Here is a 17,588-nt window from a genome sequence, read left to right on the forward strand (position 1 = left end):
TTGCGTGGAACGCTTCCGGTGGCGGTCCGGCGGCTGATCGGTCTCGCCGCCTTCCTCACGCTGTGGGAGGTGGCCGGGCGGTCGGGTGTGGTCAAGGCCGGCGTGCTGCCGCCCGCGTCGGCCGTGTTGGCGCGATTCTTCGGGCTCTTCGTCGACCCGCGGTTCGTCCCGGATGCCGCCTCGACGCTGCTGTCGTGGGTGATCGCGCTGGGGATGGCCGTGGCGGTCGGCGTTCCCCTGGGCCTGCTGCTCGGTCGCGTTCGGCCGCTGCGGCTGGTCACCGGCCCGGTCATCGAGTTCCTGCGGCCGCTGCCCACGGTGGCCCTGATCCCGCTGGCCATGCTCGTGCTCGGCAGCGGTGCGCAGACCAAGATCGCACTGGCCGCGTTCGCCTCGTGCTGGCCGATCCTGTTCAACACCGTGTACGCCGTCGCGGAGATGGACCGGCAACTGCTGGACACCGCGCGCGTGTTCCGGACCCCGCCGCTCCGGGTGGCGTTCGCGGTGATCCTGCCCGCCGTGGCGCCGTTCGTGCTGACCGGCGTTCGGCTGTCGGCGGCGGTGGCGCTGATCGTGCTGGTCAGTACCGAGTACTTCGCCGGAGACGTCGGCATCGGTCACTTCGTCTACCACTGGGGCCTATCCACACAGCAGATGGACCTGGTGCTCGCGGCCACCGTGTTCACCGGCCTGTTCGGGTACCTGGTGAACATCGGGCTGCTGTCCGCGCAACGACGCTGGCTCCCGTGGGCGGCGGCGGGAGGCGCGGTGTGAAGTGGTGTGCGCTCGCCCGGCGCTGGCTGTTCTTCCTGGTGTTCCTGCTCGCCTGGCAGTGGATCACGAGCAGCGTGGGCAACCCGTACTTTCCGCCGCCGTGGCGGATTCTCGGCGCCGCCGGGCACGCCTGGTTCGGCGACGGCGCGTTCACCGGCGACGTGTTGCCCAGCCTCGGCCGGTTGTTCCTCGGGTGGCTGATCGCGGTCATGATCGGGGTACCGGTCGGGCTCGCGCTCGGGCGTTCCCCCGTGCTCACCGACTACGTCTCGCCGCTGCTCTTCTTCGCGCGCTCGGTGCCCGCCATCCTGCTGGTGCCGGTGTTCCTGCTGGTGCTCGGGTTCGAGCCGCGGATGGAGATCGCGATGATCCTGTTCGGCACGATCTGGCCGATCCTGCTCAACAGCATCGACGGGGCGCGGTCCGTGGACGAGGTGAAGCTCGAGACCTGTCGTGCGTTCCGGATCCGCGGGCCGCGCCGGGTCGCCGGGGTGCTGCTGCCCGCGGCGGCGCCGAAGATCTTCGCGGGCATGCGGCTGGCGTTGTCGATCGCGATCATCCTGATGGTGGTGTCGGAGCTGGTGGGCGTCACCAGCGGTATCGGCTTCCGAATGATCAACGCGCAGGGCAACTTCCTGTTCCCGGAAATGTGGGCGTGGATCGTGCTGGTGAGCGTGCTCGGGTATCTGCTGAACGCCCTGTTGGCGCAGGTGGAGCGGCGTGCCCTGGCCTGGCACCAGGGTTTCACAGGGTGACGTGCAGGAGCGTCGGCTCGGCGGAGGTGAAGGCCGAGGTCAGGGCGGAGCGGAGGTGCGTGGCGGTGTCGATCCGGTGCGCGGCGCAGCCCATGCCCTGGGCGAGTGCGGTGAAATCCAGGCCACCGAGTTCGATGCCGGGCACCTTCCCCGCGTCGTTCCGGGTGGCATGCTTGCGCACCGCGCCGTATTCGCCGTTGTCCAGGATGACGAAAACCACCCGGGTCCGTTGCCGCGCGGCGGTCCAAAGCGCCTGGATGGCGTACATGCTGGAGCCGTCACCGAGAACCGCGACGACCTGACGTGCGGGCTGGGCCAGTGCCGCGCCCACCGCCGCGGGGAGCCCGTAACCGAGGACACCGCTGGACATGGTGAGAAAACCCCGGGGCGGGGCGATCGGCAGTTGCTCCTGGAGCACCCCTCGGTGCGTGGGCGCTTCCTCGACGACGAGCGCGTCCTCCGGCAGCAGTTCGGCGAGCGTCCGGTAGACGAACGCGGGCGACATCGGCATGCCCGGACCGGGTTCGGGAGCCGGGGGCGCGGGTTTCCGGGGTTCCGGCGCGGGACGATCGGCGGTGCGCACCAGGGCCTTGAGGTGGGCGGCCGCGGTTCGCGCGGTCGCGAGCACGCCGGCCGCTTCCGGGGCGCGGGCGAGGATCTGGGGGTCGTCGCTGATCACGTGGAGCGGAGGCAACTCGGGGCCGTTCGCCGAGACCACGTGATAGGTGAACGCCGGCGCGCCGAGCACCACCACGCAGTCGTACGGCGCCAGCGCCCCGGCCACGCCCGCCGGGTTCGGCGGCAGGAAACCGGCGAACAGCGGATGGTTCTCGGGGAAGGAACTGCGCGCCGAGAACGGCGCGGCCCACACCGCGGTAAGCGTTTTCTCGGCAAGCTCGACGACTTCGGATACGGCGTTGTCGGCGTCCACCGCGGCGCCCACCACGAGCGCGGGCCGGGTGCTGGCATCCAGCGCGGACGCCACCGACGCCAGCGCCTCCGGATCGGGAGAGAAGGGGGCGATCCGAGGTCCGGCGCGCGGGATCGTGGCGGGCAGATTCCAGTCGTCGGCCGGGACGGACAGGAAGACCGGGCCGGTGGGCGGCTGCATGGCCAGGTGGTAGGCCCTGGCGAAGGCGGCGGGCACGTCCTCGCCGCGGGCGGGCTGGTAGCTCCACTTCACGTAGGGCCGGGGGAACTCGGTGGCCTCGAGCGCGCCCAGGTAGGGGTCACCGGGAAGCAGCGACCGCGACTGCTGGCCGGCCAGCACGATCAGCGGCGCCCGGTTGTGGAAGGCGGTGACCAGGCTGCCCAGCCCGTGCCCGAGGCCGCCCGCGGAATGCACGTTCACCACCGCCGCGTTCCCGGACAGTTGCGCGAAGGCGTCGGCCATCGCCACCACCGAAGTTTCGGAAAGGCCCAGTACGTAACGGAAGTCGTCAGGCCAGTCGGCGAGGAACGTCAGTTCTGTACTGCCCGGATTGCCGAACACCGTGGTGAGCTTCCAGCCCCGCATCAGTGCCCGTACCGCGTCCCGGACCGTGGTCATCGCGTCTCCCGGATTATTCGGAGCTGTCCCGGACCGAGCATGCCGAAGCGGTCCCAAGCCTTCCACCCCTTTTGTCATGAATCAGGAACTCTTGTGACCTGGGAGCCGAACTCGGGGTGCGTCAGAGGGGGACTCGCGGTGCGCGAGCGAAGGACTCGCGATGGATCAGGCGGGCGATTTCGCCGCGCAGCGCGACGAACCGCGCCGACTCGCGGGTGGTGATCTGATCGCGTTCGGCGGGCAGGTCCACCGGCAGGTCGGCGACGATCGACGCCGGCGCGGGCGAAAGCACCAGCACGCGGTCGGCCAGGTAAACGCTTTCATCGATGTCGTGCGTGACCAGCAGGACGGTGCTGCCCTGTTCCCGCCGCACCCGCCGCAGCAGGTCTTCCAGCTCGAACCGGGTCTGCGCGTCGACGGAGGCGAACGGCTCGTCCATCAGCAGCAGGGCGGGACGGCTGGCCAGCGCCCGCGCGATCGACACCCGCTGTTGCATCCCGCCGGAAAGCTGCCGCGGGTACTTCCGGCCGACCTCGCCGAGCCCGACCCATTCGAGGGCCTCCTGCGCACGCTTGCGGCGCTCGTCGCGTCCCATCCGCGCCGACCGCAGCGGGAACTCGACGTTGCCCGTCACCGACAGCCAGGGGAACAGGGAGCGACTGTAGTCCTGGAACACCACGGCCAGGTCTTCGGGCACGCCCCGCACCAGGTCGCCGTGCAGGTGCACGGTTCCCGATGCCGGGCCGAGCAGCCCGGCCATGCACCGCAACAGCGTGGACTTGCCGCAGCCCGACGGACCCACGATACAGACCAGTTGTCCCGCCTCGACGGTGAACGACACGTCCCGCACCGTCTGGTGGTCGCCGTAGCGGTGATCGAGCGCGCGGACTTCGAGCTGTGCCGGCAACGCAACTCCTTCTCCAGTGACGAAGTTCACCAGGTGTCGTCTCTGTTGATCAACGGTTTACTGAGAGTATTGCGCACAGATCGTGGGGCGAGCGTCTTGTCCGCTCAGGGAAGTATGCGGTGGCGCCCATTAACCGGTTGGCCAAGCAAGGGTTACATCGTCAGCGGCACTTCGCTACCCTCTGCACCTGCAATCCAGTAAGCCGAACGCTGGCGGGAACGACGGTGGTACAGCGGTGCCGAAAGAAGACACCCCAGGGGTAGCGGGCACTCCATCCTCGGGTTCCAGGCTGAGCTTACGTAACTGGAAGGTGCGCTCCAAGCTCGCGCTCGTCCTGGCGATCCCGACCGTGACCGCGCTCGCACTCGGTGTCCTGCGCGCGGTGGACGAACTGGACCAGGCCACCAAGTTCGAACAGACCACCGCGCAGGCCGATCTCATGGGCCGGGTGACCGAGGTGGTGCACCTGCTGCAGGGTGAGCGCGCGCTGGCCGTGGCCAAGATCATCAACCCGGCGGACGTCCAACTGCAGACCTCGCTCAACGCCCAGATCTCCGCGGTCAACGAGGCCGTCGCGGCCTTGCGCACCCAGGAAGACCAGGTGCGCTTCGACGACCCGACCATCCAGCAGCGGTTCGATCGCGGTCTCGCGCGGCTCGACGCGCTGGCCCCTCTGCGCACCTCGGTGAACACGCCGCCCTACTCGGAACTGGCCGCGTTCACCACCTACAGCTCGGTGCTCGACTCGTTGATCCAGCTCGGCCGTGGGACGTCCTCTGTGGAGGACGGGGTGCTGCTCCGCGACCGGACCAACGCCCAGGCGCTCACCGAGACCAAGGAGTTCACGGCTCGCGAGGACGCCGCGCTGGAGATCGCCGCGCTGCGGAACGCGTTCACCGGCATCCTGCTCGACCAGGTCAGGGCCGCCCAGTCCAGTGCGGCGGCCTCGCTCGACGTGTTCAAGGCCAACGCGACCACCGCCGAGATCGAGGCCTACACCGACACCGTCAGCGGCCCCGAGGTCGACACCAGGGCCCAGCTGGCCGCCACCGCACTGGCGCACGCCGCCAACGGCGCGACGCCGGGCATCAGCCGGGATGCGCTTGCTTCGGCCAGCGCGGTCAACCTCGACAAGCTGCGCGCGGTGGAGACCGGCCTGCTCGACAGCGTCCGGGCGCGTTCCGACGAACTCGCCGGCGCGGCTTTGATGGCCGCGTGGCGGGATATCGGCTTCGTGCTGGGTGCGCTGGTCCTCGCACTGGGGCTGACCGTCGTGATCAGCCGCGCGATGCTCAAGCCGTTGCGGGTGCTCAACCGCAGCGCGCTCGACATCGCCTACTCCCGGCTGCCCCAGACGGTGCACAAGATCCTCGAGGATGCCGACCCGATGGCCGCGGCGAAGCACGCGGCCGAGCCGGTCCCGATCACCACTCGCGAGGAGATCGGTGAGGTCGCGCGCTCCTTCGACGCGGTGCACGAGCAGGCCATCAAGATGGCGGCCGAGCAGGCGCTGCTGCGAGAGAACGTCAACGGCATCTTCGTCAATCTGTCCCGCCGGTCGCAGCGGCTGGTCGAACGCCAGCTCAGTGTCATCGACCGGTTGGAGGCCGACGAGCAGGACCCCGACCACCTGGCGAGCCTGTTCGAGCTCGACCACCTGGCGACCCGGTTGCGCCGCAACGGCGAAAGCCTGCTGGTGCTCTCCGGCGCGGGCCTGGCCAAGTCCGTGCCGAAGCCGGTCTGCGCGGCCGACGTGATCGGCGCGGCCGTGTCCGAGATCGAGCAGTACGCCAGGGTCGAGGTCGGCGTCATCCCGGACGTCGCGGTGCGCGGGCTGACCGTGCACGACCTCGTGCACCTGCTCGCCGAACTGCTCGACAACGCCACTTACTTCTCCGAGCCGGAGACGAAGGTGAACGTGCGTGCGGTGGTGACCAGGCGCAAGGCGCTGGCCATCCAGATCACCGACCGCGGCGTCGGGATGTCCGAAGAACAGCTCGGCGAGGCCAACAAGCGCATGGTCGACCCGCCGGAACTGGACGTCTCGGTGACCCGGCGAATGGGTCTCTACGTGGTCGCGCGGCTCGCCCGGCGGCACGGCGTCGAGGTGCGGTTGCGGGAGAACGAGGACATCGACGGTGGTGTGATCGCCCGCGTCGTGGTGCCCGCCGAACTGCTCGGCCCGGTGAGCGCGGAAGCCCCGCCACCGCTACCGCAGTCGGCCTCGGAGATCTCCTGGCCGTCCGCCGAGGCCGTGGACGCCCCGCCCGAGGTGCCTGCCCAGCGTCCGCGCTCGCCCTCGGCGGCCGAGCAGACCGCGGCCGGTGGCCTGCGCCCGCTCGATGAGCCGATCAGCCTCGACGATCTGGTCGCCGGTTCCTCCAGTGCGGCCTTTTTGAGCCAGGGCCGGACTTCGTCCTCCCCCGAGCCGAAACCGAACGGAGGCAGGCAGTCCGACCAGTTCAACCCGCCGGAGCTGCCGAAACGGGAACCGCGGTTCACGCCGCCGGAGCCGGGCCCCGAGCCGGAACCGGTCCTGCCGGAACCCCGGGTGCTGGACGACGACGTCCCGACCAAACGCCTGCCGATCTACCAGTCGGTCGTCTCGCGCTGGTTCGCCGAGGGGGGCGACAAAGACCGCGCCGGGGAGGTGGCCGCGGAGCCGGAAACGGAGGACTCCGCCGAGGTCGCGCCCGAACAGGCTCCGCAGGAGCAGACCGCCGGGGTCGCGGACGACGCCTGGCGCAGTGTCGCCGACGAAGGCTGGCAGGCCGCGCGGGCACTGCTCGACAAGAAGGCCGAAGAAACCACCTCTGCCGGGCTTCCGAAGCGCGTTCCCAACGCCTACCTGATCCCGGGTTCGGTCTCCGGCGGAGAGCCGGACTCGTTCGTCGACCGGACGGCCGGGCAGCCAGGGCAAAGCGCCATCGCACGTTCGGCGACAACTGCCCGGGAACGTATGGTTAGTTTCCAACACGGTTACACCTCGGGCCGGCACGCGCTGCGTGAGGGCACTGGGGGACGGAGTGTTTCGGTCGATGGCGGGGAGTCCACCCCACCGGACGCCGCGGTTAGGAGTGACGAGTGACAAGGCCGGGTTCGAGGCGCCCTGGCGGCAGCAAGGCCGCCGCCAGCGCGCAGAACGGTTTCGCTTGGCTCATCACGGATTTCGTGCACCGGGTACCCGGTGCCGCGCACGCCGTCGTGGTTTCGGCGGACGGGCTGTTACTTGCCGCTTCCCGCGGGCTTCCGAAGGACCGTGCGGACCAGTTGGCGGCCGTCGCATCCGGGCTGACCAGTCTCGCCCGCGGCGCCTCGAAGGTGTTCGAGGGCGGGCCGGTCGCGCAGACCGTGATCGAGATGGCCAATGGCTTCCTGTTTCTGATGTCCGTTTCGGACGGTTCGTGTCTGGCCGTGCTGGGCTCGCCGGACAGTGACATCGGTCTCGTCGTGTACGAGATGACGCTGCTGGTGGACCGGGTGGGCCAGCAGCTGACGCCCGAGTTACGGGCCCAGCTACAGGGGGCGGCGCGTGGATAGCGCGCCGGGCATGGAGGCAGTGACGTGGAAGCGGGGCTGGAGAGCACCAACGTGGGGGACGAGCGAGCGAGCGAGGACGCCTCCGGCGACGAGCCGCGCAACACGTCGGCCGAGGAGGACTGGACGTCCTTCCGGGCCAGAGTGGACCGGGAGTGGCGGCAACGGCGGGCGCGGAACTCGCGCGAGGAAGACGCGTCCGACCCGGCTCACGGTGGTCCGGACGACTACCGCGACCGCCTGTTGTCCGGACCAGCCGCGGAACTGTTCGGCGATTCGTCGTGCGACTCGGAGTTCACCGCCTTCCCCCCGGCTTCACCGGGGCCGATGAGCCATCCGAGCCTGCCTCCCGTGCCGCCGGTACCGGCCGAGACGTCCGGCCTCGTCCGTCCCTACTTCCGGACCGGCGGCCGGACCAGGCCGAGTCAAGACCTCGCTGTCGAGGCGCTGGTGTCGACCAGCGAGCGCGGCCGCGCGCTGGGCCGCGTACGAGTTCCCGAGCACCGGTCGATCTGCAGCCTGTGCCTGGACACGCGTTCGGTGGCCGAAGTGGCCGCGTATCTTCGGTTACCGTTGGGAGTGGTGCGAGTGCTCATCGGCGACGTTGCCAGCCTGGGCCTTGTTCTGGTGCACTCCGCGACATCCGTGGTCGGTGACCGCCCCAGTATCGAATTCATGGAGAGGGTGCTCAGTGGGCTTCGGAGAATTTGACTCCGACGCGAACACGTCGGCGGCCAGTGGGCCGACGCAGTCGGCCAAGATCGTGGTGGCCGGCGGTTTCGGCGCGGGCAAGACGACGCTCGTCGGTGCGGTGTCCGAGATCGACCCGCTCACCACGGAGGCGCAGATGACCGAGGCGAGCCTCTCGGTCGACGACATCTCCGCCACCCCGGACAAGGTCACCACCACGGTGGCGATGGACTTCGGCCGGATCTCGCTGGACTCGGACCTGGTGCTCTACGTTTTCGGCACGCCGGGACAGCACCGGTTCTGGTTCATGTGGGACGACCTGGCGCTCGGCGCGATCGGCGCCGTGGTGCTGGTGGACACGCGGCGGCTGGCCGACGCGTTCCCGTCGATCGACTTCTTCGAGAACCGCGGCCTGCCCTACATCGTGGCGATCAACTGTTTCGACCGGTTGCTGCACCACCAGATCGACGACGTCCGGGACGCGCTGACGATCTCGGACGAGGTGCCGATCATCGCCTGCGACGCGCGGGAACGGGAGTCGGCGAAGCAGGTCTTGATCTCCGTGGTGGAACATGCCATTTCGCGCGACACCGCACTACAGCCGGGATGAGCGCGGTGTGCGGCGTCCTGTGCGGGCTGCGGCCGTTGGGGTGAAAGGAAGGGTTCACTTCTCACCGCGGGTCGACAATGCCGTTCGGGGTAATACCCTGGCAGCGGCGACACTCACGGCGCATGCCGCCCACGACAGGCTGGAGGAGGGGACAGTGACGGCTCGGGCAGACTCGTCGGGCGGCTTCGCCTGGCTCATCACCGATTTCGTCCGCAGGGTCCCCGGCGCGGCACATGCCGTGGTGGTGTCCTCCGACGGGCTGCTGCTGGCCAGTTCGGAAGGGCTGCCGAGGGACCGCGCCGACCAGCTCTCCGCGGTCGCGTCGGGGCTGGTCAGCCTGACCGCCGGCGCGGCTCGCTGTTTCGAGGCCGGTGCGGCCAACCAGACCGTGGTCGAGATGGAGCGTGGCTACCTGTTCCTGATGTCGATCTCCGACGGGTCCGCCCTGGCGGTGCTCGCCGCGCCGACCTCCGACATCGGCACGGTGGCCTACGAAATGACCCTGCTGGTGGACCGGGTCGGCCAGCAGATGACGCCGGCGCTGCGCATGCAGTTGCAGGGTGGGGTGCGCGGATAACCGATGAGAGAACCGACATCCGGGGCGTCCCGCCCTGAGCACGACGCCTGGGAAGCCCTGCACCAGGGTCTGGACAGGGAAGGCCTCGACTCGCCGTCCCGGTACGTACTGAACAAGTCGGCGGTGCTGCTGCCGGTGCGCGTTCCCGGCCTTGGCAGGCACGGTCCGCCGGCGGTCGCGCAACAGTCGCCCGCCATGCCCAAGCCCGCGGTGCCGGCCACCGGGTCCACCGCGAACATCAGGCACCGCATGCTGATGCGGCCCTACGCCCGCACCCGCGGCCGCACCCGGCCCGACTACGACCTCGCGCTGGAGGCGCTGGTGTCCACCAGCGAGCGCGGGCGCCGGTTCGAGGGCGCGGTTTCGGTGCAGCACCGGCGGATCTGCGAGCTCTGCTGCGTGGCCACCCGCTCGGTCGCCGAGATCGCCGCGTACCTGGTGCTGCCGCTGAACGTGGTGAAGGTGTTGGTCAGTGACATGGACAACCTGGGGCTGGTGATGATCCACCAGCCCGGCCTCACCTTCGGCGACCGCTCCTCGCGCGAGTTCATGGCGCGCGTCCTCAAGGGCCTCCGCTCGATCTGAACCCGGGGCCCAGCGCGAGTCCCACTCGGTGCCAGTCTGGTGTTGCCGCTGGTTCAGTGGTTAGTGGCCGGCCCGTGATCACGTGGTGACTCGAAGTCCCACTCCCGCACTGCGAGTCCCACGTTCCCGGCGCACGGTTCCACGTTCAGAGCCGCGACCGCGGAACTCGTGCGCGGCGAAGGTGGGACTCGCGGGGCGGGTCAGTCGTCGACGAGGGCGGCGGAGGTGATGCGGTGCAGGGGATAGCGCTCGTCGTCCGTGCTCATCAGGACGCCGCCGCCGACACGCGCCGGAGTGAGGATGCGCTGGCTTGCCGTGCCGTGCGAGTCGACGTAGCCGATCCACACCTCGCGTTGCTCCCGGCTCGCCCGCGCCAGCAGCGCCATCGTCGCCGCCGTGTCCGAACCACCTCCACCACCCGGGAGCCGTACTTCCGCTCCCTTCCGCCGGCTCGCCGCCCGGTCTCCCGCGCGGAGTTGCGTGATCACCGTGATCACCTGGTCCGGGTTGACCGTCGGCTCGCTGAAGACGCGGCGGGTGTTGCGAGGGCGCGGGGGGATCCGGCGGCCCCCGGGACGTAGGTCCATGACCCGCCCGTCCGGGCCTTCGGCGGCGGGCGCGAATCCCGCGGCCCGCAGCCCGTCCAGCACCTCCGCCAGCGGAAACGGGCTGACCAGCACGGTCGGCGCGATCCTCCGCAGCTCGTGTTCGGCCGCCACCGGCTGGCCGAGCACCTCGGCCAGCAGCACCTCGTCGTCGCACCGCAGGAAGCACCCGGCCGCCCCGCCACGCAGGCGGCCGTGCCGGCGGGCCACGTCGTCGATCAGGTAGGTCAGCGACTGGGGCACACTCGTCGCCGACCGGCTGCGGAACAGTTCGTGCAGCTCGTCCGCGGTGCGGCCGGCATCAAGGGCGCGGCGCACGGAGGACTCCGTGACCCGGTGGACCGTGGCGTGCCCGGCGGATTCGACATCGGCCACCGCCCTGATCTCCCTGGCCAGTTCCGGTTCCATCGGGCCGGGCGCGATCACCGTGAGATCCGCCTGGACCAGGACGTGGTCGATCGGCGCGGGCAGGGCGTCGGCCATCGCGGACAGCGCGGCGCCGCGGTCGTCGGCGAGCAGCGCCCTGGTCGCGCTGGTCATCGCGCCGAGCGCGAGCACGCCGAGCACCGCCGCCTCCGCGACGGTCCAGCGCACGGTCTCGTCCCGCAGCCGCCCGCCACGGCGGGGCGCGCGCCAGGCCAGCACCGCCACCAGGTCCTGGGGATCGCGCACCCCCGACCCGGCCGGGAGATCGGAAAGAGCGCTCAGCACGCGGCGCCGGGCGGGCGGTGCGAGCGGGCGGCGCAAGTCGTCCGAAAGCGGCGCCATCGGCTTGTCCTTGGCGTCGCGTTGCCCGGCCAGTCCCGGCAAACGCGGCAGGTCGAGCCAGGCCTGGGCGAGCGTGAGCCAGCGCTGCGCGGGGGCGGAGGCCAGCCACGAATCGGTCAGAGTCGTCGGTACCCACTCGGGCGTGGTGGCCTGACTGTCCGCGACCAGGCCCGCACCCGCCGCGAGTTCGGCGAGCAGGGTCGCGCGAGTGTCGTCGACCTCGAGTTCGCGGGCGAGTTTACGCAGCTCACGGACGCCGAGTCCGCCGGACTTGAGCACCGGCGGCGGTTGTTCGGACCACAGCGTGAGCAGGGATTCCATCTGGCGCAGGAACTCCAGCGCCTCGCCGGCGGCCGTTGTGTCCACTGTGGACGTCTGATGGGGGATGGTGGGCAGTTCTGGTTCGGCGAGCGCCCCTGGCGAGCACGAGCGTCCGCCGCGCAGGGCGATCCCGATCTCGCGGGGCAGTTCGACGGTCTGGCCGTCGCGGCGCAGCAGCAGGCCGCGCGCGAGCAGCCGCTGGATCGGCGTGGTCGCTTCGGCCAGGCTCGTTTCGCGGCCCGCGTCCCGGGTGCGGCCGATGGGCGGGCCCGCGGCGAGGGTGTTCAGCACCGCGCGTTCGTCGTCGCGGATCGAGGAGAGGTCGGCGCCGGCCAGCTCGGGCACGGAGGCGCCCAGCCCCGCCGGGAATGGGCCGACCAGTTCCCGGACCACGGGGACCACGCGGATCGCGTCGTCCGGCCCCCAGGCCACGGCGCGCCCGCGGAGCCGGGCCAGGGCGGGCGACGGGTCGGTGCCGAGCAGTGTCGCGACCGCCGCCAGTGGCACCGCCTCGGTGTCGGCCTCGGTGAGCAGCAGTGCGTCGAGCGCGGCCAGCGTGACGGTGTCAAGATCTTCCAGCGCGCGAGCCACCGAGCCCGCGCTCCCGGCACGGGTGGCGAGGACTGTGCTGTCGGCCGGCGGCGGCGTGGCCAGGTCTCGTCTGGCCTGCAGCAACGCGGCCAGCTCGTCATCGGTGGCCGAACGCAGCCAGTCCGCCAGAGAGGTCGCGGGCATCACAGGTGAGAATACCTCCCTGGACACGAGGTTCTCAGCCGGTTGAGGCAGACTTGGACCACAGGTATCCGCAGGAGGGAGAACGCTGTGGCCAAAGGCGACAACGGCAGGAAAAGCGCGCGAATCGACCCGACCTGGCCCGAGGTGGGCGACGGCGAGCACCCGGTGACCGAACTGGCCGCCGACCGGCAGGGTGCGCTGTCCCCGTTCGGTGACCTCGCGTTCCCATTGGAATCGGTGCCCTACGTGCATCCGCAGACCGAGATCAACAAGTAAAGGGGTAGGTGACGTGCCGGTTCCCGGCCCTGGCTATTCGATCACTGTCCGTGTCGAGGCGCCCCCGTCGGCGAGCGCGGCGGGTGACCTCACCACCGCGGTCGGCAGGGTGGGCGGTGTGCTCACGGCGCTCGACGTCGTCGAGTCGCACTCCGACGCCATCGTGGTCGACATCACCGCGAACGTTTCCAACGCCGACCATGTCGAGGACGTCACCAAGGAGCTCGACGCGCTGCCCGGTGTGCGGGTGCGGAAGGTGTCCGACCGCACGTTCCTGATGCATCTCGGCGGCAAGCTGTCCGTCGCGCCGAAGGTCCAGCTCCGCAACCGCGACGACCTCTCCCGCGCCTACACCCCGGGCGTCGCCCGGGTGTGCACGGCCATCGCCACCAATCCCGCGGACGCCCGCAGGCTGACCATCAAGCGCAACACGGTCGCGGTGGTCACCGACGGTTCGGCCGTGCTGGGCCTGGGCAACATCGGGCCCGCCGCCGCGCTCCCGGTGATGGAGGGCAAGGCCGCGCTGTTCAAGAAGTTCGCCGACGTGGACGCCTGGCCGGTGTGCCTGGACACCCAGGACACCGAGGAGATCATCCGTATCGTCAAGGCGCTGGCGCCGGTCTACGCCGGGATCAACCTGGAGGACATCGCCGCGCCGCGCTGCTTCGAGATCGAGGCCCGGCTGCGCGAACAGCTCGACATCCCGGTCTTCCACGACGACCAGCACGGCACGGCGATCGTGGTGGTGGCCGCGCTGCGCAACGCGCTGCGCGTGGTCGGTAAGGACATCTCCGGCTGCAAGATCGTGGTCAGCGGCGCGGGCGCCGCCGGTTCGGCGATCATCCGCCTGCTGCTGCACCAGAAGCCGGCCGACGTGATCGCGGCCGACATCGACGGGATCGTCCACAACGGACGGTCCAACCTGGACCCCAATCTGCGCTGGCTGGCCGAGAACACCAACAAGGGCAACGTTTCCGGAACCCTGCACGACGCGCTGGTCGGCGCGGACGTGTTCATCGGTGTCTCCGCGCCGAACCTGTTCGGGGCCGGCCAGGTGGCCACCATGGCCCACGATCCAGTGGTGTTCGCGCTGGCCAACCCGGACCCGGAGATCGACCCGCTGGAGGCGCAGAAGCACGCCGCCGTGGTGGCCACCGGGCGCAGCGACTACCCCAACCAGATCAACAACGTGCTCGCCTTCCCCGGCGTGTTCCGCGGCCTGCTCGACGCCCAGGCGCACGACATCGACGACGAGATGCTGCTCGCCGCCGCGAACGCGATCGCGGACGTGGTGGACGACCGGCTCAACGCCTCCTACATCGTGCCGAGCGTGTTCGACTCGGCGGTCGCCCCGGCGGTGGCCGAGGCGGTCAAGGCGGCCGCTCGCCGCACCGGCGCGGCGGGGTGACGGGCAGGGGGTCTGGGGGCTTGCCCCCAGCCGGGGTCTGGGGAAAAACCCCCAGAAGGCACAGCGCCGCGGTGGAGGACTCCAACCGGCGGATGTTGCGGGCCCGGGACGCGATGGACCGGGCCTACGCACAACCGCTCGACACCGCCGCGCTCGCCCGCGTCGCCTGCGTCTCGGAGGCACATTTCATCCGCGTCTTCCGCGCGACCTTCGGGGAGACACCGCATCGCTACCTGCAGCGCCGCCGCATCGAGCGCTCGATGTCGCTGCTGCGGGAGACCACCCGGAGCGTCACGGACATTTGTTTCGCCGTGGGCTTCACCAGCCTGGGCACGTTTTCCCGGACATTCTCCGAGATCGTCGGCCAGTCGCCGTCGGAGTACCGGGCGAGTGGCGAGGCCCGGCCGGTGCCCACCTGCTTCACCATGGCCTGGACGAGACCGAGCAGTTTTGGAGAAGCCACGGCCGTAGCCGCTGACTAGCGTTGCCGTCATGCTGAACGCGATCACACTTTCCCAGATTTTCGTGCTCGACCAGGACGAGGCGCTCGACTTCTACGTCGGCAAACTCGGCCTCGAGGTGAAGGAGGATCAGGATCTCGGCTTCATGCGGTGGCTGACGGTCACCGTGCCGGGCGAGCCGGGCCGCGAGATCCTGCTGGAGAAGCCCGGCCCGCCGAGGATGAGCGAGCAGACCGCCGAGCAGGTCCGCGACGTGCTCACCAAGGGCGCGGCCGGTGGCTGGATCGGATTCGCCACCGACGACTGCCACAAGACCTACGAGGACTTGGTCGCGAAGGGCGTCGAGTTCACCCAGGAACCGATGGACCGCCCGTACGGCATCGACTGCGGCCTGCGGGACCCCTTCGGCAATGCGATTCGGATACTTCAGCCGAAGTAGGCTGGCCATGTGAGCGAACTGAGTCACGTCGACCATACGGGCGCCGCCCGTATGGTCGACGTTTCGGGTAAGCAGGCGACGGCCCGGACGGCCGTGGCGACCGGCGTCGTGCGGACGACCGCGGAAGTGCTTGGGCTGCTGTCGTCGAACGGGCTGCCCAAGGGCGACGCGCTCGCCACCGCGCGGATCGCCGGGATCATGGGCGCGAAGCGGGTTCCGGAGCTGATTCCGTTGTGTCACCAGATAGCGCTGTCCGGAGTGGACGTGGAGTTCTCGCTCGGTGAGGCCGAAGTGCGGATCCAGGCCACCGCGCGCACCACGGACCGTACCGGGGTGGAGATGGAGGCTCTGACCGCGGTCGCGGTCGCCGGGCTCACCGTGCATGACATGATCAAGGCCGTCGATCCCGCCGCCACCCTGGACGAGGTGCGTTTGGTGCGCAAGGAGGGCGGGAAGACCGGACTCTGGGTTTCCCCCAAAACACAGGAGCGACGATGAGCCACGATTGCGGAGTTGCTTGTTGTCGCGACCGGGTGCGGGTGTCCCGCATGACACAGGAGCGGGAATGAAGCGCATTGCGCGGGTGGTGGTCGCCTCCAATCGTGCGGCCGCCGGGGTTTACGCCGACCGGACAGGACCGCTGATCGTGGACTGGCTGTCCGGGCGATCCTTCGACGTGCCGGAACCACTGGTGGTGCCGGACGGCGAGGCGGTCGGGCGGGCGCTGCGTGGATGCTTGAACGACGATGTGGACGTCGTCATCACCACGGGCGGCACGGGGATCTCCCCGACGGATCGCACCCCGGACGAGACGGCGGTCCTGCTGGACTACCAGCTGCCCGGCCTTGCCGAGGCGATCCGCACGGCCGGCCTGCCCAAGGTGCCCACCGCCGTGCTGTCCCGCGGGCTCGCCGGCGTCTCCGGCCGGACGCTGGTGGTGAACCTGCCCGGCTCGCGTGGCGGCGTCAGAGACGGCCTGAGCGTGCTGGAAGGGGTTCTCGAGCATGCTCTGGACCAGTTGTCTGGTAGAGACCATTCACGGCTTGCTGAGGCCGCACCAGGGCCCTCGCCGTCCTCGGTACGGATCGCGCTGGCTCAGGTCACCGAGCAACCGCTGTCCGTCGAGGCTCACGCCGATCTGGTCGCCGGCGCCGCGGCGGGTGCCGTGGTGACCTTCGGCGGTGTGGTGCGGGACCACGACGGCGGCAAGACCGTGCTGAATTTGCTGTACGAGGGGCATCCGAGCGCCTCGGAGGTGCTGGCCCAAGTGGTCGCCGAGGTGGCTGCCCGCCGTGCGGGCGTGCGTGCCGTGGCGGTGAGCCACCGGCTCGGCGCTCTCGAGATCGGCGATGTGGCCCTGGCCTGCGCCGTGGCCGCCGAACACCGGGCCGAAGCCTTCGCTACGTGCGCCGAAATGGTCGACGAGGTCAAGGCCCGCCTGCCGGTGTGGAAACACCAGCATTTCGCCGACGGCACCGACGAGTGGGTCAACTCGCCCTGAACGTCCGTGTTTTCAGTGGCTCTGAATTTTCCGCTGGAAGATGGTTTTCCGCGGGAAGATTCGTGGTACTTCCGTGGGAGTGCCGGGCAGCGTGGCCCGGCACTCCCACGGAAGAATGCCGCGCCCCCACCGCCCGGGGGATAGCGGTGGGGGCACAGTGGCCTTCAGCAGGTCACTTGGTGGCGATCTTCTGGCCAACCAGGATCAGGTTGGCGTTCGGGATGTACTGGGAGTTGAGCTTCTGGAGCTGCTGCCAACCACCCGGAACGTTGAACTTCGCGGCGATCTGCGACAGGGTGTCGCCCGCCGCGACGGTGTAGTCACCGTTCGGGTTCGAGCTCGGCGCCGCCGCGGCGGTGGTCCGCACCGGAGCGGGAGTGGTCGCCTTCTTCGGGGCCGGCGTGGTCTTCTTGGGGGCCGGCGTGCTCTTCTTGGGGGTGCTCTGCTTGATGGAACCCTGGGTGTTGGTCCCCTTGTAGGTTCCGGCCGAGCCGCCCTTCTTGCCGCAGACCGGCCAGGCGCCGATGCCCTGGCCCTGCAGAACGCGCTCCGCGACCGCGATCTGCTGCTCACGGGAAGCGTTCTGCGGGCTGCCCGTGCCGCCGTAGGCCTTCCAGGTGCCCTGCGTGAACTGCAGGCCGCCGTAGAAGCCGTTGCCGGTGTTGGTGCTCCAGTTGCCACCGCTCTCGCACTGCGCAATGGCGTCCCAGTTCACGCTGGCGGCCTGCGCGGGGGTCGCAGCGATCGCCAGCGGGGTGCCGACCGCGATTCCCGCGACGGCGGCGCGGGCGATGTTGCGAACGGCGGGGGACATCTTGCGGTGCTTGCCTCGGTAGGACATTCCAACTTCTCGGCTTCCCGCGCCGCCGTGGGGTCGGGTCCCCTCGCCCTGTCCAGGAGCCGTCTTTCGCTCGGGGTATCGGGTTCCGGGATTCCGCCGGACAGGTGTGGCGCTTCGGAATCCCGGTCGTGCCATGGCTGGTCGGGGCCAGCCGAAAAGCGACGGTACGTAACGAAGCGCGTGATCGGAAATTATTCGTGATGTGACCTACATCACAGTAACGTAACGCAACCTTTGCCGATTCAGACG

The 17,588-nt window shown here is 69.9% G+C and carries 18 protein-coding genes; 14 read left to right on the plus strand and 4 right to left on the minus strand.

The features are described from left to right. The gene (locus tag VJT49_RS08530; RefSeq protein WP_324164173.1) at nt 1-774 is read left to right on the plus strand and encodes an ABC transporter permease; all 774 of its coding nucleotides are present in this window, start codon (nt 1-3) and stop codon (nt 772-774) included. Continuing rightward, nucleotides 771-1,529 (plus strand): ABC transporter permease, encoded by a 759-nt coding sequence (locus VJT49_RS08535; RefSeq protein WP_324164174.1) that lies wholly within the window; start codon nt 771-773, stop codon nt 1,527-1,529. The genes VJT49_RS08530 and VJT49_RS08535 overlap by 4 nt, the downstream gene beginning before the upstream one ends. On the opposite strand, the gene mdlC is transcribed toward VJT49_RS08535, so the two are convergent. Both mdlC and VJT49_RS08545 read right to left on the minus strand, forming a co-directional pair. Then, nucleotides 1,519-3,078: a benzoylformate decarboxylase gene (gene mdlC / locus VJT49_RS08540; protein ID WP_324164175.1), complete on the minus strand. Its 1,560-nt coding sequence runs from the start codon at nt 3,076-3,078 to the stop codon at nt 1,519-1,521. The genes VJT49_RS08535 and mdlC overlap by 11 nt on opposite strands. 121 nt (nt 3,079-3,199) lie before the next feature. Then, a complete protein-coding gene (locus tag VJT49_RS08545) occupies nt 3,200-3,985 on the minus strand; it encodes an ABC transporter ATP-binding protein (protein WP_324164176.1) in 786 nt (261 codons plus the stop codon). Nucleotides 3,986-4,220: 235 nt separating this feature from the next. On the opposite strand from VJT49_RS08545, the gene VJT49_RS08550 reads away from it, so the two are divergent. The 6 genes from VJT49_RS08550 to VJT49_RS08575 all read left to right on the plus strand — a co-directional run bounded on the left by VJT49_RS08550 (nt 4,221) and on the right by VJT49_RS08575 (nt 9,984). Beyond that, the gene (locus VJT49_RS08550) at nt 4,221-7,073 is read left to right on the plus strand and encodes a nitrate- and nitrite sensing domain-containing protein (protein WP_324164177.1); all 2,853 of its coding nucleotides are present in this window, start codon (nt 4,221-4,223) and stop codon (nt 7,071-7,073) included. After that, complete coding sequence (locus tag VJT49_RS08555; protein WP_324164178.1) at nt 7,070-7,525, plus strand: roadblock/LC7 domain-containing protein; 456 nt, start codon at nt 7,070-7,072, stop codon at nt 7,523-7,525. Before VJT49_RS08550 ends, VJT49_RS08555 begins: the two co-directional genes overlap by 4 nt. Before the next feature lie 24 nt (nt 7,526-7,549). Continuing rightward, nucleotides 7,550-8,233: a DUF742 domain-containing protein gene (locus tag VJT49_RS08560; protein ID WP_324164179.1), complete on the plus strand. Its 684-nt coding sequence runs from the start codon at nt 7,550-7,552 to the stop codon at nt 8,231-8,233. Further along, nucleotides 8,214-8,822 (plus strand): GTP-binding protein, encoded by a 609-nt coding sequence (locus VJT49_RS08565; protein WP_324164180.1) that lies wholly within the window; start codon nt 8,214-8,216, stop codon nt 8,820-8,822. The genes VJT49_RS08560 and VJT49_RS08565 overlap by 20 nt, the downstream gene beginning before the upstream one ends. 154 nt (nt 8,823-8,976) lie before the next feature. Next, a complete protein-coding gene (locus VJT49_RS08570; RefSeq protein ID WP_324164181.1) occupies nt 8,977-9,399 on the plus strand; it encodes a roadblock/LC7 domain-containing protein in 423 nt (140 codons plus the stop codon). Nucleotides 9,400-9,402: 3 nt separating this feature from the next. Continuing rightward, nucleotides 9,403-9,984, plus strand: coding sequence for a DUF742 domain-containing protein (locus VJT49_RS08575; protein WP_324164182.1), 582 nt, complete (start codon nt 9,403-9,405; stop codon nt 9,982-9,984). A gap of 200 nt (nt 9,985-10,184) precedes the next feature. Here VJT49_RS08575 and VJT49_RS08580 read toward each other — a convergent pair whose 3' ends face one another. Then, a complete protein-coding gene (locus VJT49_RS08580) occupies nt 10,185-12,413 on the minus strand; it encodes a helicase-associated domain-containing protein (RefSeq protein ID WP_324164183.1) in 2,229 nt (742 codons plus the stop codon). Between the two features lie 87 nt (nt 12,414-12,500). Between VJT49_RS08580 and VJT49_RS08585 the strand changes: the two genes are divergently transcribed. The 6 genes from VJT49_RS08585 (at nt 12,501) to VJT49_RS08610 (ending at nt 16,498) form a co-directional block, all read left to right on the plus strand. Next, complete coding sequence (locus tag VJT49_RS08585; RefSeq protein WP_324164184.1) at nt 12,501-12,689, plus strand: hypothetical protein; 189 nt, start codon at nt 12,501-12,503, stop codon at nt 12,687-12,689. Nucleotides 12,690-12,702: 13 nt separating this feature from the next. Next, entirely contained in the window at nt 12,703-14,097 is a 1,395-nt protein-coding gene (locus tag VJT49_RS08590; protein WP_324164185.1) for an NAD-dependent malic enzyme, read from the plus strand. A 92-nt stretch (nt 14,098-14,189) separates the two neighbouring features. Continuing rightward, nucleotides 14,190-14,579, plus strand: a complete 390-nt coding sequence (locus tag VJT49_RS08595) for a helix-turn-helix transcriptional regulator (RefSeq protein ID WP_324164281.1) — start codon at nt 14,190-14,192, stop codon at nt 14,577-14,579. A gap of 10 nt (nt 14,580-14,589) precedes the next feature. Then, nucleotides 14,590-14,997, plus strand: a complete 408-nt coding sequence (locus VJT49_RS08600; RefSeq protein ID WP_324164186.1) for a VOC family protein — start codon at nt 14,590-14,592, stop codon at nt 14,995-14,997. 9 nt (nt 14,998-15,006) lie between these two features. Next, nucleotides 15,007-15,495, plus strand: a complete 489-nt coding sequence (moaC, locus tag VJT49_RS08605) for a cyclic pyranopterin monophosphate synthase MoaC (protein WP_324164187.1) — start codon at nt 15,007-15,009, stop codon at nt 15,493-15,495. A gap of 67 nt (nt 15,496-15,562) precedes the next feature. Further along, complete coding sequence (locus tag VJT49_RS08610; protein ID WP_324164188.1) at nt 15,563-16,498, plus strand: molybdenum cofactor biosynthesis protein MoaE; 936 nt, start codon at nt 15,563-15,565, stop codon at nt 16,496-16,498. 172 nt (nt 16,499-16,670) lie between these two features. Here VJT49_RS08610 and VJT49_RS08615 read toward each other — a convergent pair whose 3' ends face one another. Further along, complete coding sequence (locus tag VJT49_RS08615) at nt 16,671-17,339, minus strand: transglycosylase family protein (RefSeq protein WP_324164189.1); 669 nt, start codon at nt 17,337-17,339, stop codon at nt 16,671-16,673. Nucleotides 17,340-17,588 lie beyond the last annotated feature (249 nt).

The organism is Amycolatopsis sp. (genome assembly GCF_035276945.1).
Taxonomy (GTDB): domain Bacteria; phylum Actinomycetota; class Actinomycetes; order Mycobacteriales; family Pseudonocardiaceae; genus Amycolatopsis_E.

Coding starts and splice junctions, on each gene's coding strand:
- mdlC (WP_324164175.1), bottom strand. CDS start 3,078: ATGACCACGGTCCGGGACGCGGTACGGGCACTGATGCGGGGCTGGAAG.
- VJT49_RS08575 (WP_324164182.1), top strand. CDS start 9,403: ATGAGAGAACCGACATCCGGGGCGTCCCGCCCTGAGCACGACGCCTGG.
- VJT49_RS08580 (WP_324164183.1), bottom strand. CDS start 12,413: ATGCCCGCGACCTCTCTGGCGGACTGGCTGCGTTCGGCCACCGATGAC.
- VJT49_RS08595 (WP_324164281.1), top strand. CDS start 14,190: ATGTTGCGGGCCCGGGACGCGATGGACCGGGCCTACGCACAACCGCTC.
- VJT49_RS08600 (WP_324164186.1), top strand. CDS start 14,590: ATGCTGAACGCGATCACACTTTCCCAGATTTTCGTGCTCGACCAGGAC.
- VJT49_RS08610 (WP_324164188.1), top strand. CDS start 15,563: ATGAAGCGCATTGCGCGGGTGGTGGTCGCCTCCAATCGTGCGGCCGCC.
- VJT49_RS08615 (WP_324164189.1), bottom strand. CDS start 17,339: ATGTCCTACCGAGGCAAGCACCGCAAGATGTCCCCCGCCGTTCGCAAC.